Below are 14,173 nucleotides of genomic sequence, written 5' to 3'. Positions count from 1 at the left end.
TGGTGGCATACTATGCGTTGGTAAAGCCAAGCTCGAGATCTGTAGCATCTGCGCCGATTGCACGCAGAATTCTTCCTGCTTCGTATTGCGTGCCATCGCCAGCATAGTAGTCATCAGTGGGGGCGCAAACAGTCCGACCGACTTTGCCCAGATAGTTTTCGATGATGCCATAATTTGGCAAAGTATCAATGGCAGATTCGTTTTCAAAATCCTCGGAGCACACCTGATCATTGGGATTGTTTGCAATCGTGTGGAGCATCACCAATTCGGCTTCTGAAATGGAATAGCGTTTCTTGAAAACTGTGCCTTCGTCCAACTCGTCCCATTCATCATGCGTCTCAAGCGATGCCTCCAACCGCCCATCATTGGGCCGTTTCATCGCATTACCCTTACGGTACAGCAGCTTGCCATTATCCTTCATGGGTACCGTCTAGTCGTCGCTGTTCGCGATGCCCTAATTGATAGCGCTCTCATTCGGATTGGGCAGATCTTTAAGATCAATCGCGGCATCGAGATTTGTATCTTCAATTACGACAGTTTGGCCCTCGAACTTAACAGTCCCGTTGAGCAAATCCTGAACATACTTCCCGTCCAATGCTTTATTTTGGCTCGGCAGGATCAAGTTGTTATACAGTTCGTATTCTGCATTTGGATCATCTGGGAACTCTTGATCAGACATGACTTCTTGCATTTCGGTGGATGCCTTAACCGATCGAAGGTGCCGTTACACTCGTCTATTGCGATGTGTGTTCAGGCGCTCAAACTAACAAATATCAATCGAACTGTAAAATCTGTGATTTTTTAATGTAGTGCAGGATAAGAATGGAGGACGACTGCGTGCTATTGTTCTCGTTGATCATTGACCGTCGGCCTTTTCTGCATTGCAGAGCCCAACGCCATCGGGCGCAACAGTCTGATCCCCGCGAGAATATTCGTCCCTTCAAAGTGATTTGTAGGCGCGGTCAGGTTATTCAAGGGTCTTTACTGGCGACTAGACGTTTAGCGGGGGAGCCAATCTCCGAAACCTTTTCGCGGATGCTCTTGCCTTTGTGTCCGGTGCTCTTGCGTTCAGATTTGTTTTTAGCGCCAGCATAGCATGACAAAGTGTGCCCTCCATACTGTGCCTGAGCCTATGAAAAGAGGGCATCGCTTGCTGCTCATCCAATTGCTGATGATTGATTTGCTCCGCGTGACGGCAAATCTAGCAACTGACGCCGCTCGCAATCAAGGCCTGCGGCATTCGCCTACACCGATTGGGTCCAGCTTCTTGGCATTTGAGATGCTCATAAGACATGATTTGGATATGCATGATTGCATCTCTTGTACCGGCGGCTGTGGCAGAAGGAGTAACAGCATATACGCAAATAAATTGACTCTCAGAATTAGCAGAGAAGAGTACCATTTAAATCAGGTGTTTAAAAGGCAAAATGGCTCCGACAGTAGGGATCGGAGTTGAATTCACTTATTACGCCTAAGGCACTGATATAAAGTGTTTTAATTTCCCGCGATGATTGTCAATTTTGGTATTCGTGTAACCTTGTGTGTAACCTCTTGTGAGACCCGAACGATATCTTGCGTCAGTAGGAAGGTCTACTGATTTATGGTCACCCGCTTTGGGAAGTGGTTGGATGATTGCAGCTTTTAACCATATGCGCGGCCAATACCGCTCCCAGTGCATCTCCATCCATTTCCCGCTGCTCCAACAGTGCTTACGCAACATGCGTGATCAGCTTGGCGTTGCTCTCTGCGATGCCTTTTGCGACCAGATAGTGGCTCTTGAGGTCAGCATTAATGACCGACCCAAGCGGGGCGAGGGGATCAAGTTGCGAGAGCTTGGCTGTGCTGAGAGATACGAGGTTGCTTGGATAAAGGCCGCAGGTGTGGCGGGCCCAAAATGCGAGTTCTGTAGCTTGCGCAAGGTCACTTTCCGCACCATCGGATACGCTCCCCAGAATGACTGCCTCTGCTGCTCTACCGCCGAGAGTGACGGCAATCTGATCGCAAATGATCTGCTTGGTCGAGGCGAAAGGAAGCTTACCGACATATGCTCCGCCACGAGCTGTGACACGAACCATCGCTGGAAGTGGTAGGCCGAGGACATGGGCGATGACCGCGTGGCCAGCCTCATGGATCGCCACTCGGTAGAGTTCCTCAGACTGGCCTTTGGGTGCCACTTTATCGAGTGCGGCTTCGAAATGCGCATTGCAAAGATCGGCATTCTCATGACGCGCAATTCCCTGCGCATCCCGGACAACGGCAGCAATTTGCGCGCCTGACGTGCCGACCATGCGGTCAGCTGCATTCGCAATGTTTAGATTGTTTGCGCGCTCACCCAGGGCAATTTTGAAAATCCGAAAAATGCCCGCACGGGAAGGATTATCAAGAGGCAGATGCCGGTCGAAGCGGCCAGGGCGGATCACGGCGGGATCTACATTTTCAGGAAAATTTGTGGCACCCAGAACAACGATGCCTGGGGTGTCGTTGAGTCGCGTCAGGTGTTCTAAAAGTGCGTTGACGATTGCTACGACATAGCCGCTGTTGCGGGATGAAATCGAGCGTTTGCTGAAGCTATCCAGCTCATCGCAAAAGAAAACGCACGGTGCTTTACGGATGGCATCCTCGACTTTTTCGGACAGTGTCCGAAGAAAATCACCCTGATGTCCCGCTTTCTGACACATGGCATAGCTGGTCTCGATGAGCGGAATTTCAGCCGAGCCAGCAAGTGCTTTTGCGAGGAGGGTTTTGCCGGTTCCGGGCGGGCCGATGAGGAGAAATGACGAGGTGACATCTGACCAGTCCAGATTGCCTTCGCGCCAGAGTGTGAGATCTTTGACAAGGTGCTCCATATCCCCGTCGACCTTGGGCGGGAGGTAGATACCATCCAGAGTGGGCCCCTGAGCCGCTGGAGCGGGTCCAACGCGCCGGGAAAGACGGCTCAGGCAATCGGCGACTTTGAAGGTTGTTGCCGCACAGAAGGAGCTTTTGAGCAGCGGCATTGGCAAGCGCTGGAGCGCAGCGTCGTCGGGCATGCGGTCACGGATCTCACGCTCTGATACTTGTCCGGTAACGGAGTGGGTCTGGCGCAAAAGTTTAATCAGCATCTCGCCAGTAAGCATCGGCAAGGTGATGACAGAATTGCAGAGCACCTTGGCGCTCACTGGTAGGTCGTCCAGATGGGTGGCAACCACGATGATGCTTTCGCCTTTGGCAATCATACTGTCGATTTTGGCTTTGAATTCCGCACGGGTGCGGGTGCTCGATGATGTTTGCACATCTGGCAATGCAGCAATCGCGATTCCATCCCAATGAATATTGTGACAACGCAGGGCGTTCGCGACTTTCTCAAGAATGTCCGGAAACTTGTCTGAAAACACAGCGCGCTCTTGGTCATCGGGCAGTGTCAGTAAGGTAATGGCCCGTGCGGCCATCCACGATGTGGCTTTGTCCGAATTGTCGAAGATAGCGGCAAAGCGGGCGGCGCAGATCATGCGGTCAATTGGGAGGTGGCGCAGGAAATGATGAACGCTGCCATCGCTCCCTGTCGCAAACGGATCATGTCCCGCAGCGTGGCGCTCTGCGATCTCGGCACGATTAAGACCGTCTGCGGCGGTTCCGGAAGTTGCAGTCACCGGTGGGGTACATTTGTCCATGTCCGGAAAATCCATCAACTCGTCGTCATTGTCGATGGGGTGATTGTCGGTTTCAAAGCGTACCAGAGGCTTCCGGTAGCTTGCTGCGTCTGCATAAATCAACTGCAGGACCATCCGCATAATGCTGATGGAAAATGAAGGGGTTGCGCTGGCGCGCGCAGGAGATAGCTGGGGCATTGGCATGCCTCCTATTTGTTCAGTGAGTAAGGGATGTGGAGATGGATCAGGCAGCGATGTCCGGAAATCGCTTTTTGATTTCATCGAGTAAGCGGTGGATGATACCGACGGCTTCAGGTCGGTAGATTTCACCAACAGTATTGACGCCGTCGCCATACTTGGTTTTTGATACGACAAGCTCGGGATGCAGCGCTGCAAGCGTCTTATGTGCGCGCTCTTCCTCACATCTGGCATCGTGACCTGTGGGCAAGTGGATGACCCGCAAAACCTCGGTTTCTACGTTCTTGTCGTTGCCCAGTTGATAGCGCAGGCGTTTTTCAGGACGTACGCTATAGCCCAACTTGATGACAGGCTGTCCGGGAAGGCCGATCCGAAAAATATAGATAAACGAGGGCTTCGAAGCACGACCAGAACTGCATTTTTTGCATGCGCAGTCGCCCCAGTTCATGTTGCCGATCATGATGTCCTGCACCTGACCACAGGTGTGCTGAAAGCTACGATAGCCCAGCTTTCCGCTTTGCGCAGGTCCAATAAGATTCCAGCCAAACTTATGCGCTTGCTCTTTGTAACGCTGTTCGCGGCAGGTCTCACATCCCAGCCCATGCCCTCCTTGCGCAGCCAGTGCGACACGGTGGTACTGGCGCTGGACTTGGTGTCCGCATGCAAGGCGGTAGTGCCCATAGTGGCGACTCTTGGGGTCACGCCCAAGCAATCGGGCACCCGAGGCGCCAGCTTCCTCAACGCGTCTGATCTGGATGCAATGGGGGCATTCAGGGTAATGTGCGAGGATTACGCTAACCCGTTTCGCATGTGTCCGATTGCAGCAATGGCACAGCAGTGAAACGTGTAGCCGATCTTTGACCCATTCCGTGATCGTGAAGCCCTTTTTTCTGGCGGCGGAGTGCCATTTTGGCGGGATTTTTCCTTTATAAGGGCGGTAAGTTGGACTCGCCGAGCGCGAAAACCGGACAAGATCGGCAAAGACCGGAACAGTGTCAAAGACACGCAGTAAGGGCGCAAAATGGGTAGGGGGCGACATCGTCATGATGTGCTCCTTCAATAGATTATTAATATGGGGAAGCCTTTGGACCGCGTTTTAAGCGCGGCCCATTAGAGCAAGATCTCAGCAAACGCGCGCTCAAAATATGCGGCTTGCAGAGAGGCGATGCCGTAAAGGAGCGGAACTGCGCGGTCGAGTAGGCGCCGGACCTCGGTACCTCGGGCTGCTTTCGAGCGACGTGCAATGGCAAGTTCCATAGTCTCGGACAAAGAGGGGTGATCCTCCGTCTCGATGTCGAGAAGGGAGACCAAATTGTGTGCGGTCTCTGTCAGCAGCGGCACGGCCGTCGCACCTGAATGCGCTCGGAGAAAGGCGAGTGCTGATGCTTCTGTAGCGACCCAAGCATCTGCAGTCTCTTCACCAGCGCGCTCGACTGCGACAGGGTCGTGATGGGGCATATGCCGCATCTCTTCATCAAAAAAGATGGTCCGCTCCATATGAAACAAGATTTCTTCAAAATTCTTGAGGGAAAATGGGGAGGGGGTAGTCGGGAGCGCTGCGCGCGTGTTATTGGCAAAATTAGTCATTGAGATCTCCTGATGATCGCTGTGATTAAGATGGCGTGTCAGTTACAGCTGGCGCGGCATCTGCTATCTAGGTATTATATTGATATCAATATTGAAATGTAAATTGCGCATTACGTTGAGTTTGGGTTGTATTAACTTGCAACGCGCATTGCTCTTGATATTAATATCACTAACCACTTGAACAGGAAAACCATGGCACCTCCAAAAAGAGACACAACTGGCGTTCTCGTACGCATGCACGCCAAAACACTTGACGCTATCGACGATCTTATAGCGAAAGAGGGGGATGATCCGAGTAGGCCAGAGATGATCCGTAGGCTGGTGAAGTCATCTCTGAAAGAGAAGGGTTATGAAATAGGTGAATGGGTAGAATAGGATTGCTGGTTGGGGCTGTGGTGATTTTCATAGCACCCAATATCGCAGCAGAGGCAATGCGCTGGAAACAGGACCTTCGCTGCAGCTTGTATATAGGTCTGCTGTGCCGGACAAAGCCGCCGTTCGGTTTGCTGCCTTCGCTGACGCAGCATTTATTCATGAGCGCAGCGAATTTTTTACCACCATGCGGCACGTCTCATTAAAGCGTCCGTTCGAGCGAGATGGTAAAGGCCAAAGCCAAATTTTACTTTCGCTGCGCGATGCTGGATCCAATTAGAAGCGGACATGTGCAGATGCATCTCTTGCTGACGCAGCATCTCCTCACATTTGTATCGACTACTTTTCTACGAAGCAGCTTATGTCGTGGTCGCTGCCATTCAGTGAAGCAGATCGCCGCGCATTTCAAATTTTGCTTTCGCTGTATGCGAACGAAAGGCTACTCTAGGCTTATGGTAAGCTAACTTACAAAGTGGGCAACCGTTGGGTTGCCCACAATGCCGACGGCAGTGATCATGCTACTTCATAGAGTTGAAACCGATGATGTTGCCCTCGGTATCTTGGCACAATAGGACCCAGCCGAAATCTCCGATTGAGAATTTTGGCCTGATAACTTGGCCACCAGCTTTGATTGCGCGCTCTTGTTGTACGGCGCAATCTTCGGTCATGAAGTAAACGATCGTTCCGCCGACACCAGGTTTGCCGTGGGGGGCCTTGGTCAAGGCGCCGCTTGCGCCATAGGCACTCATTTCTGCGGGGAAGCTCATCATCTGGGACTCGCCTGTTGGATCCCCCATTGGTTCAAGCTTAGTTCCAAGCATTTCCTGATAAAAGGCAACGGCCTGATCTAGATCATCTACGTAAATGTCGAACCATCCGACTGCATTCATTTTGGTCATTTGATATTCCTTTTTGAGTGGTTTTAGGTGTTGATTTGCTGATTTTAGGCTGCGTTGGTTGTTGTTTGGTCATCCACATCAGAGGTGCTTTCCAGATGCCAAACTTTGGACACGATCTGCCAGCCGTCTGCGCCCTTCACAAAAGCTAAGTGATCGACAAAGATGCTTTGATGCGCGCGAATGCGGATTTTTACAGTTGCGCTAATCGGGGATAGAAAATCGATCATCAGCACTTCGGCTTCGCGGGATTGACCTGCGCTGGCTGGGGACTGCCGGCTCGCAACATCGCGGCTGAAGCTGTCGATCGTTTCCACAAAGACGGTACCATTGTCGGCGTCGAACAGGCTGGATTGGCGGTGGAACACTGCGTTCAACTTTTCGATGTCGCAGTGATGAATAGCGTCAAAATAAGTCTCGATCGCGGTAAGAAGTGTAGTTTGAATAGTCATGGTTAAACCTCCCTTTCTGACTTGATCGCACAGTGCTCAAAGAGTGAGAGCGTCGTGCGCTACCTGTCAGAAGTTAGGTGAGACAGATCAGTGTCGAAATCCCCTCAGATGAGGGGGCTGTCAGTTCTGGTGGGGAAAAGGAGGCGCTATGCGCCGAAGGATCGCTTAGATTAGTCCCAGCGATGAGGCCTTAGACACCGCTTGGGCGAGTGACACACTGTCCAATTTGATGCGCGCCTCCTTGAGATAGCCACGCACCGTGTGCTCGGATAAATCGAGAATAATTGCGATTTCGGTATGAACCTTGCCCTCAGCGGTCCACTTGAGGCATTCCGTTTCGCGCCGTGATAAGTGCGGCCGCAGGCCGCCGTCATCAAAAAGTTCAGACAAACCTTTTTCGTGCATTTCCGATGCCAGAAGGCGCAGATGATCACGGTTTTCTTGCAAGAAGGGTTCCCACGTTTTGTTGCCTTTCGGGTGTTCTGCGTTGAATGACAGCACACTGCGACAGCCAATGTCATCGACATGGCTGACACTAAAGCCTGCCGCACTCACACCATGTTTGACCGCTTGTTCCATCATGCCCAGATGTTCAGGCTCAAAAACGAGCGTGGACCAACAGAATGGCTCTGTTGTCGTTTTTGCTTTTTGCAAAACTGGATCAATCCGTACAAAATCGTTGAGCAGATATCGACTGACCCATGCGTCAGGATAATTCGTTCTGACGTATGGGCTGTTTTTGGCATCATCCCCGATCCGAAAAAGATGAAGCGTGACGTAATCAACGCCAAACTGGCGCGCGATCGATAAGACAGAGTCTTCAACTGAATCAGATATATATGTAATTCCGTTCAGTCCCATAGTTTGCCTCGTCTTTTCAAATTCGTTTGAAAACCGTTAACATAAACAGGCTATCGGGTCTTCACTCAAGTACAGCAGCGGGGCGATGCTCTTAACCTTTAGCCCACCGACAGAACAGAAAACCCGCATCCGTCGGACAGTGTATCAGCGACGGATGCACCTAAAAGACGTTCGACAAGATTTGACTTATACCTGCGGATGACAACGAGGTCGGTGCCACTTGATCGTGCGATGCTACAGATTGCGGCGGCCGCGTCGCCGCTTGTGACCATGCGCTTTGCGTCTGGAACCCCGATCTTTGCAGAAATGGCGATAGCTTGTTGCAGGCAGGCATCGACATCGCCTTGGGTGACTGGCGGCATCGGGCCTGACACTCCCTCAATTTGGGCATAATCCGCGAAGCCTGCATCAAATCCAAGCTCTTTGCCGACGGCAACGAATGTCAGGTCTGCCCCCATATTTTGGGCGAGATGCGCCGCCCGCTCTGCTGCGCGGCAGGCCTCATCGGACCCGTCGACCCAACACAAGATATGTGTGAAGGGTTCGGTTTTAACGGGGGCGCTCATGATCCCACCCATGCTTGGAAAAGCAAGCCACTAACCAGTGATCCTGACAGTGCAAAAGCAACGTACAGGAAGAAGACCGACCGTTTGGCCAGTGCCCAGACTGCAATGGCCGCAGGTAACGATGTGACCCCGCCTGCGACAAGAAAGGCAAGGCCAGCACCGGGTGCCATACCCTGTTCAACCAGCCCTGACACCAGAGGAAGTGCTGCATATCCGTTCAAATAGGCAGGTACACCGACCAGAGTTGCGGTAAGGATTGCACCGATGCCTTCACCTCCAACTGCTTGAGCGACCAGATTGGCGGGCACATAGGCGACCATGAGCGACTCAAGTAGGAACGCCAAGGTGAGCCATTTTGCAAGAAAGAGCGTTGTGCCGACGGCCTCGCGCGTGAATTTTGCGCGGCGATCAACGTCGTGCCAGAATACCCAAACGGGCGGTTTAGGATTGCGTATATTTGATGCGCCACATCCACCATTGCCAACGCCTTCACGCAAGGGATCTGCAAAGGCCCCGTACCGCGTCAGGATTAGTGTGAAAAAGCCGCCTGAAATTCCCAAACCGATGGCGGCTATCGTCTTGGCAACGGCGAACTCAAACCCAAGAACGCCAACCGTCAGCGCGAACATGGATGGATCAATGACGGGCGATGCCAGCCAGAATGCCATGACCGCTGAAAGGGGGACGCCCATGACAAGCAGTGCTGCGATCAACGGAATGACACCACATGAGCAGAACGGCGATAGCCCACCGAAAACAGCGGCCACAAAGATCATCGCGATAGGGGCGCCCGTGAAAGCCTTGGCAATCAGGCCATCGGCCCCCGTGGCCCCCGCATAAGCGGCAAGTCCGATTGACAGCAAAAGGTAGGGTGCGGTTGTCATCAGCGCTTTCGCTATGAAGCCGAGGCTGGCGGCACCTTGAACCGGATCAAGAAGGGTTACGAGTGCAAGGATGAAAGCAGCTGTCAGCCAGACGCGATAGTCTGACCACAGGCGACGGGCGAACATTGCGCTACGTCCATATTGAATTTGGGAAATATCTGTCATAACGTCATATCCAGTTTTATAGTTATATTTGAGTAAGAAAAGCAGCATCAAGCATTATGCTGCATCCTCCTGAACGAGTGAAACACCCTGACAGCATTCAGCAGTCAAAAAAGCCAATGCAGATTGTACCGCGGCAAAGTCAGCGTGGTTCACAACCTCGCGTCCGCGACGCTCCTGATTGACCAAGCCAGCGGTGACGAGGGTCCGGAGGTGATGTGATAGCGTGGAAAGCGGTAGCTTGGTGTGGGCTGCGATGTCTCCAACAATTAGACCGTCTTCACCTGCCCGAACGAGGAGGCGAAAGACATCGAGGCGGGCTTCATGGCCTAGAGCAGCAAGTGCTTGTGCAGTTTGAGATGTGGTATTCATAAAAACTACATAACCAAAAAGATAGTTTTAATCAAGAGTGGTGTTTGATATTTATTAAAGAAACCCCAGCCACGTTTTTGAAAGGTCGTTTCCATGAAACTTCGAGGGTACCAATAGACTCGTTCACTACACAACCGTTTAGCGGAAACCCCGCCGGGTTCATCGCCAATGTTGATGGTCTGAGTTCGGCCCAGATGCAGCGCATTGCATGTGAACTCAACAATTCCGAAACAGCATTTATCTTTCGCCCCAAAGGGCCAGATCATGACATCCGCATCAGGTTTTTTACGCCGACGACAGAAGTGCCATCATTCGGGCATGCAGCAATCGCGGCCCATTTTGTCCGCGCGTTAGAGGGAGGTGTAACCGATGAAACACTGGTGCAGAAAACCGGTGCTGGCCTCATGCCAATCCGCATCACCTCGCAGAACGGCCAGCTGTGGATTGCGATAACGCAAGCGGCACCCACATTTGAACCTCCTCTTGCTCCAGCCATTGCCAAACGCGTCGTGCAGGCCCTGAAAGGGCATGGAAGCCTTCAAGATGACTTTCCAATGTAGATCGTTTCAACGGGCCATTCTAAAGTCATGGTTCCTCTGGTCGATAAAGGACAGGTCGATGCGCTAACACCCGACATGGCTGCCTTGACGAAAATATCTAAAGAGATCAAGTGCAACGGCTACTTCGCTTTTTGCATCACGTCTGACGAAAATCTGGTCTATGGGCGTATGTTTGCTCCGGCGATTGGCATAGCTGAAGACCCCGTGACAGGTAACGCGCACGGCCCCGTGGGTGCTTATCTTGTAAAGCACAGTTTTGCAGCCGATGACGAAGGACCGTTTCGGTTCTCTGGTGTCCAAGGTGTTGCCATGGGCCGAAAGGGGCAGATCAATGTGGATGTCGTACGAGAAGGTAACTCTCCGAAATCAGTGACGATATCGGGGAATGCCGTGAAGGTGTTTAGCATGACGTTCAATGCCCCTTAAAGTTCGTCTGCTGAGAAAGACACAGACTGATGTCAAAATTGACTTTCCAAGATGTGTGTATACGCTTGTTTTTTTTCCGCTGCGTCTTGCGTGACTGACTGGTGATTTGCAGTAAAGCAACGTTGAAATTCGTATGCCTGCAGCATTTTCAGTGCCACGTGCGCAAGCGACACGAAATACGGTTTCACAGATTGGGCCCGGAGAGGCCGTAAGAAGTATCAAACGATCACGACCGCTTCGAAAATACGAACGGCACCTACCGTTCGTCAAACTTCTTAGATGTCGATCTTCTCGGAAATGCTCAGCGCGTCTTCGCTCTCGACCCTCAAAAATCTGACAGTGCTATCAACATTTGTGTGGCCTCGCGACAGCTGAACAGCACGCAGGTTTCCCACGCCGCGAGCACGCGCATCGAGAAAATGCAAGGTACGGGTTGGGCTCTTTCCTGCCATTCGCTGCGCTTGCGAAGATTGGTTGATTCAATTTTACACGCTGATGGCGGCTACGCGGACAAAGCTGCCGCTCATAGAATGCGCGTCAATGTCCGGTATGGTGAACCCTCCCAAAAACGGTCGTATGTGCCCATGGCATCAGGAAGTAGATCGAGTTCTACAATCACAAACGCCCACATTCTGCGCTTGGCGGAAAACCACCTGCCGTTGTCTAATGGCAGCGAAACACAACAACCAACCCCGAACAGCCGGTGCAAAGAGTATCCTAAATAACGCCAAACGCTGTCAAAAAATTTGGGAGTAGCTCAAAGAACGCTGCCAGATAAATGCTCCAAAACAACGATGCAGTGAGCTCGGCAAACAGAAGCCGTTGTAATGGAACCTGAAGAAGCCCCACGATAGCACCGAAGAGGGGGCGAGTGAAGGGAACGAATTTTGCCAACGCACAAACCGCAAACAAGCTAAGTGTCCCATCAAGTTGACGTTTTAGCCGCTCCATCGACGAGTGGGTCCAGTTGGTCCTTGTGGCGATCATCCTGCCCAAAAAATAGTTGGTAAAGGAGGCAATAGTGGTGCCCAAGAAAATCACTGATGCTAGGATCAAGAATTCGGTCTCGGGTACCGTCATTAGCGCCGATCCGACTGCAACTCCGAAAAAGACAATCCCTGTGAGCAAGAATGTGTCTAAGAATACGGCCGCAAGGAATAGTGCCATCTTGGCTAGTGGCCAAAGGCCGCTAGCGCTCCGTCTGCTCCAAGTGCGAAATAGACAAAGCTTGCGATCAGCGTCAGCATGCCCGCGATCCACGCCCCTGCATGCAGAGCCTTGGACGCGCCTTCACCGAGTCTGCCTCGTTGGAATAGCATCGTTAAGAAGGCCAAGAGGGTGCCGACGAGAGCCAAGCCCAAACCGACAACAAAACTGCCGATTGATCCAGAGATTTGGGCGAGTTGGCCCTGCATCTCAGGGCGCTCAGCGAAGTTGCCAATGAACGTGAGGATCGCCAACACAGCGCCACCATTTAGGAGGATCAGGCTTCGGATAAGAATCTGAGAAAACTCAATTGTGGCTCGAAAATGAGCTTGGCCAAAATCAGATGTTTCGTCTGGTATAGATATTCGCTCGAATGGTTTTATGTCCTTAAGGTAGGTTCGGTTACCATGAAAAACAATGAGCAAGGCGCACGCAGGTTTGGATTGAATACACATTCCCCTCGGGATTCCCTTCGGGGCTGAGTCTAGAAACGGTCTTTTTTGTTACTGACGGCGACGGGCCCGAAAACAATAAAAACTCTTTTGTCACAAACCATGGGCAAAACTCGGTTTGATTTTGTCACGTTTTTGGCCGCATCCTGAAAAGCGGACGTCCGTGCGCTGTGCAGCATCTGGTAAAGTGGGCTCCAAGCCGCCATTCGCCGCATTTGCACAACAGAAAAACTGGCTGATGCCCTGAGCGTCCGCTTTCTTCGCGCTGCCTTTTCGATTTCGCACATGCGGCGAAAGTCCGGTTTCCGCCCAATGTGTAGAACAGCCATGTCCGTTTTGGGCTGGGACCGGTCATCCGGTTGGTCGCGCCGAAGCCTGCAAGGTCAAGATTTGCATGCCGCACCGCCGCAAGTCCGGTTTGAGCCTAGAGTGCATGATGCTGCGTAATGCGCAGATGTCGGCTTTCAGGACTACTCCTTGGTTTTTGGCTTGCTATGAACCAAGGTTCATAGGTTAGAGGTTTATTGGTCATCAAAAGGAGATCAATATGATCGACGCGTCTTCCATCGCTGATTGCACTGGTACTTGTTCGCCCAAAGGGTCGTCTGATCCTTCCTGTGGCTGCGCAGGAGCAAGAAAATCTCAAACAGTTAAGACTGTAAAATTCGGGGCGGGATTCTTCGTACTTTGTGCACTTTGTTGTGCTGTTCCTCCAGTGCTCATTGCTCTAGGCTTTATCGGCATCACAACTGGAGCTTATCTTAGCGCAGGATCAACAGTTGCATTGATCGTCTCGGCCCTGCTGGGGCTTGGGTATTTGTTAGTGAACTATGTAAAATCGAAACGTTAAGGGGTGTTTTTATGAGAATATCAGATGTGGCAGATCAGACAGGAATCCCAATATCGACAATCCGCTACTACGAAAAAAGAGCCATCATTCCCAAACCAAATAGAAATGGACGGGATCGTTCGTTTTCCCAGAGTGATGTCCGTGCAATTCAGTTTGTTCGCGATGCACAGTCGCTTGGACTTACACTGGGTGAAATATCTACCCTTTTGCAGGGCTCATGGAGCAAAGGAGAGATGGCAATAGTCGCCTCCGCACATCGCGAAACCGTTCGTAAGCGGATCGCTGCACTGAAAAGGATCGACAAGGTCCTTTCATCGCTTGAAATGTGTCATTGTAATAACTTTGCCGAATGCAATATGAATGCCGCTCGGTGCAAACAGGTTGATTGACGGAAGGCGGAAGCAGACCTTTTGCGGCTTCCTATCAAGGGCAGCTTCGTCCCGCGATGCCGTCATCCAGCAAGTGAAAATGCTGCGCTAACGGGTCAATGTCTGCTTCGGAGAAGCTGCGATGCTGCAATTGGGTATCTGATCAATGGCGGCTCTGGGCCGGAAGCGGACAAGCTTCAATGCGGGCACTTGCTGTTGCTCTGCAATGCAGCGAACGGCACGTTTGAGTCGAAAGCGACGGTTGCTTCGTGGCGCATGAAAGTCTGCTTTTGACCGGTCCTACCAAAGCTTGTGCGATTGGTTCGGAGAGA

At 51.8% G+C, this 14,173-nt stretch carries 17 protein-coding genes and 2 pseudogenes; 5 read left to right on the top strand and 14 right to left on the bottom strand.

The window, feature by feature from the left end; all coding sequences use genetic code 11:
- Nucleotides 1-10: 10 nt before the first annotated feature.
- The 4 genes from Q0775_RS00180 to Q0775_RS00165 all read right to left on the bottom strand — a co-directional run bounded on the left by Q0775_RS00180 (nucleotide 11) and on the right by Q0775_RS00165 (nucleotide 4,287).
- A complete protein-coding gene (locus Q0775_RS00180) occupies nucleotides 11-421 on the bottom strand; it encodes a hypothetical protein (RefSeq protein ID WP_298856969.1) in 411 nt (136 codons plus the stop codon).
- A 33-nt stretch (nucleotides 422-454) separates the two neighbouring features.
- A complete protein-coding gene (locus Q0775_RS00175; RefSeq protein ID WP_298856968.1) occupies nucleotides 455-679 on the bottom strand; it encodes a hypothetical protein in 225 nt (74 codons plus the stop codon).
- A gap of 1,030 nt (nucleotides 680-1,709) precedes the next feature.
- On the bottom strand, nucleotides 1,710-3,827 hold the full coding sequence (locus tag Q0775_RS00170; protein ID WP_298856965.1) for an AAA family ATPase: 2,118 nt from the start codon (nucleotides 3,825-3,827) through the stop codon (nucleotides 1,710-1,712).
- A gap of 46 nt (nucleotides 3,828-3,873) precedes the next feature.
- Nucleotides 3,874-4,287 carry a hypothetical protein gene (locus tag Q0775_RS00165; RefSeq protein ID WP_298856963.1) on the bottom strand — a complete coding sequence of 138 codons (414 nt, stop codon included), beginning with the start codon at nucleotides 4,285-4,287 and terminating at the stop codon, nucleotides 3,874-3,876.
- Between the two features lie 90 nt (nucleotides 4,288-4,377).
- Between Q0775_RS00165 and Q0775_RS00160 the strand changes: the two genes are divergently transcribed.
- Nucleotides 4,378-4,668: a hypothetical protein gene (locus Q0775_RS00160; RefSeq protein WP_298856961.1), complete on the top strand. Its 291-nt coding sequence runs from the start codon at nucleotides 4,378-4,380 to the stop codon at nucleotides 4,666-4,668.
- Nucleotides 4,669-4,937: 269 nt separating this feature from the next.
- On the opposite strand, the gene Q0775_RS00155 is transcribed toward Q0775_RS00160, so the two are convergent.
- The 7 genes from Q0775_RS00155 to Q0775_RS00125 all read right to left on the bottom strand — a co-directional run bounded on the left by Q0775_RS00155 (nucleotide 4,938) and on the right by Q0775_RS00125 (nucleotide 9,979).
- Nucleotides 4,938-5,414 carry a hypothetical protein gene (locus Q0775_RS00155; RefSeq protein WP_298856959.1) on the bottom strand — a complete coding sequence of 159 codons (477 nt, stop codon included), beginning with the start codon at nucleotides 5,412-5,414 and terminating at the stop codon, nucleotides 4,938-4,940.
- 890 nt (nucleotides 5,415-6,304) lie between these two features.
- Nucleotides 6,305-6,685: a VOC family protein gene (locus Q0775_RS00150; RefSeq protein WP_298856957.1), complete on the bottom strand. Its 381-nt coding sequence runs from the start codon at nucleotides 6,683-6,685 to the stop codon at nucleotides 6,305-6,307.
- A 44-nt stretch (nucleotides 6,686-6,729) separates the two neighbouring features.
- Entirely contained in the window at nucleotides 6,730-7,134 is a 405-nt protein-coding gene (locus Q0775_RS00145) for a nuclear transport factor 2 family protein (RefSeq protein WP_298856955.1), read from the bottom strand.
- A gap of 165 nt (nucleotides 7,135-7,299) precedes the next feature.
- The gene (locus Q0775_RS00140) at nucleotides 7,300-7,995 is read right to left on the bottom strand and encodes a LuxR family transcriptional regulator (protein ID WP_298856953.1); all 696 of its coding nucleotides are present in this window, start codon (nucleotides 7,993-7,995) and stop codon (nucleotides 7,300-7,302) included.
- Nucleotides 7,996-8,093: 98 nt separating this feature from the next.
- Complete coding sequence (locus Q0775_RS00135; RefSeq protein ID WP_298856951.1) at nucleotides 8,094-8,561, bottom strand: universal stress protein; 468 nt, start codon at nucleotides 8,559-8,561, stop codon at nucleotides 8,094-8,096.
- The gene (locus Q0775_RS00130) at nucleotides 8,558-9,610 is read right to left on the bottom strand and encodes a permease (protein WP_298856949.1); all 1,053 of its coding nucleotides are present in this window, start codon (nucleotides 9,608-9,610) and stop codon (nucleotides 8,558-8,560) included. Before Q0775_RS00130 ends, Q0775_RS00135 begins: the two co-directional genes overlap by 4 nt.
- 54 nt (nucleotides 9,611-9,664) lie before the next feature.
- Entirely contained in the window at nucleotides 9,665-9,979 is a 315-nt protein-coding gene (locus Q0775_RS00125; protein ID WP_298856947.1) for a metalloregulator ArsR/SmtB family transcription factor, read from the bottom strand.
- Nucleotides 9,980-10,023: 44 nt separating this feature from the next.
- Between Q0775_RS00125 and Q0775_RS00120 the strand changes: the two are divergent.
- Nucleotides 10,024-10,965 (top strand): annotated as a pseudogene (locus Q0775_RS00120) (PhzF family phenazine biosynthesis isomerase).
- Nucleotides 10,966-11,240: 275 nt separating this feature from the next.
- Here Q0775_RS00120 and Q0775_RS00115 read toward each other — a convergent pair.
- Nucleotides 11,241-11,357: pseudogene (locus Q0775_RS00115) on the bottom strand (integrase); the annotation flags it as partial.
- Between the two features lie 209 nt (nucleotides 11,358-11,566).
- Here Q0775_RS00115 and Q0775_RS19950 point away from each other — a divergent pair.
- The gene (locus Q0775_RS19950; protein WP_366863415.1) at nucleotides 11,567-11,632 is read left to right on the top strand and encodes an integrase core domain-containing protein; all 66 of its coding nucleotides are present in this window, start codon (nucleotides 11,567-11,569) and stop codon (nucleotides 11,630-11,632) included.
- A gap of 50 nt (nucleotides 11,633-11,682) precedes the next feature.
- Here Q0775_RS19950 and Q0775_RS00110 read toward each other — a convergent pair whose 3' ends face one another.
- Together Q0775_RS00110 and Q0775_RS00105 are read right to left on the bottom strand one after the other, a co-directional pair.
- Entirely contained in the window at nucleotides 11,683-12,045 is a 363-nt protein-coding gene (locus Q0775_RS00110) for a VTT domain-containing protein (RefSeq protein ID WP_298856945.1), read from the bottom strand.
- Nucleotides 12,046-12,137: 92 nt separating this feature from the next.
- The gene (locus Q0775_RS00105) at nucleotides 12,138-12,428 is read right to left on the bottom strand and encodes a hypothetical protein (protein ID WP_298856944.1); all 291 of its coding nucleotides are present in this window, start codon (nucleotides 12,426-12,428) and stop codon (nucleotides 12,138-12,140) included.
- Nucleotides 12,429-13,170: 742 nt separating this feature from the next.
- Here Q0775_RS00105 and Q0775_RS00100 point away from each other — a divergent pair.
- Together Q0775_RS00100 and Q0775_RS00095 are read left to right on the top strand one after the other, a co-directional pair.
- The gene (locus tag Q0775_RS00100; protein ID WP_298856942.1) at nucleotides 13,171-13,473 is read left to right on the top strand and encodes a hypothetical protein; all 303 of its coding nucleotides are present in this window, start codon (nucleotides 13,171-13,173) and stop codon (nucleotides 13,471-13,473) included.
- Nucleotides 13,474-13,484: 11 nt separating this feature from the next.
- Entirely contained in the window at nucleotides 13,485-13,862 is a 378-nt protein-coding gene (locus Q0775_RS00095) for a MerR family transcriptional regulator (RefSeq protein ID WP_298856941.1), read from the top strand.
- Nucleotides 13,863-14,173 lie beyond the last annotated feature (311 nt).

The sequence above is a fragment of the uncultured Sulfitobacter sp. genome, assembly GCF_947499945.1.
Classification (GTDB): domain Bacteria; phylum Pseudomonadota; class Alphaproteobacteria; order Rhodobacterales; family Rhodobacteraceae; genus Sulfitobacter.
The sequence above is the reverse complement of the archived record's forward strand: the minus strand, read 5'-3'. Positions and strand labels throughout refer to the sequence as shown.

What these genes read in the sequence shown, in the direction of transcription:
- Q0775_RS00095 (WP_298856941.1), top strand. Translation starts at nt 13,485, where the DNA reads ATGAGAATATCAGATGTGGCAGATCAGACAGGAATCCCAATATCGACA.
- Q0775_RS00160 (WP_298856961.1), top strand. Translation starts at nt 4,378, where the DNA reads ATGCGCTTGCTCTTTGTAACGCTGTTCGCGGCAGGTCTCACATCCCAG.
- Q0775_RS00170 (WP_298856965.1), bottom strand. Translation starts at nt 3,827, where the DNA reads ATGCCCCAGCTATCTCCTGCGCGCGCCAGCGCAACCCCTTCATTTTCC.
- Q0775_RS00155 (WP_298856959.1), bottom strand. Translation starts at nt 5,414, where the DNA reads ATGACTAATTTTGCCAATAACACGCGCGCAGCGCTCCCGACTACCCCC.
- Q0775_RS00175 (WP_298856968.1), bottom strand. Translation starts at nt 679, where the DNA reads ATGTCTGATCAAGAGTTCCCAGATGATCCAAATGCAGAATACGAACTG.
- Q0775_RS00180 (WP_298856969.1), bottom strand. Translation starts at nt 421, where the DNA reads ATGAAGGATAATGGCAAGCTGCTGTACCGTAAGGGTAATGCGATGAAA.
- Q0775_RS00100 (WP_298856942.1), top strand. Translation starts at nt 13,171, where the DNA reads ATGATCGACGCGTCTTCCATCGCTGATTGCACTGGTACTTGTTCGCCC.
- Q0775_RS00150 (WP_298856957.1), bottom strand. Translation starts at nt 6,685, where the DNA reads ATGACCAAAATGAATGCAGTCGGATGGTTCGACATTTACGTAGATGAT.
- Q0775_RS00110 (WP_298856945.1), bottom strand. Translation starts at nt 12,045, where the DNA reads ATGACGGTACCCGAGACCGAATTCTTGATCCTAGCATCAGTGATTTTC.
- Q0775_RS00165 (WP_298856963.1), bottom strand. Translation starts at nt 4,287, where the DNA reads ATGATCGGCAACATGAACTGGGGCGACTGCGCATGCAAAAAATGCAGT.
- Q0775_RS00125 (WP_298856947.1), bottom strand. Translation starts at nt 9,979, where the DNA reads ATGAATACCACATCTCAAACTGCACAAGCACTTGCTGCTCTAGGCCAT.
- Q0775_RS00135 (WP_298856951.1), bottom strand. Translation starts at nt 8,561, where the DNA reads ATGAGCGCCCCCGTTAAAACCGAACCCTTCACACATATCTTGTGTTGG.
- Q0775_RS00140 (WP_298856953.1), bottom strand. Translation starts at nt 7,995, where the DNA reads ATGGGACTGAACGGAATTACATATATATCTGATTCAGTTGAAGACTCT.
- Q0775_RS00130 (WP_298856949.1), bottom strand. Translation starts at nt 9,610, where the DNA reads ATGACAGATATTTCCCAAATTCAATATGGACGTAGCGCAATGTTCGCC.
- Q0775_RS00145 (WP_298856955.1), bottom strand. Translation starts at nt 7,134, where the DNA reads ATGACTATTCAAACTACACTTCTTACCGCGATCGAGACTTATTTTGAC.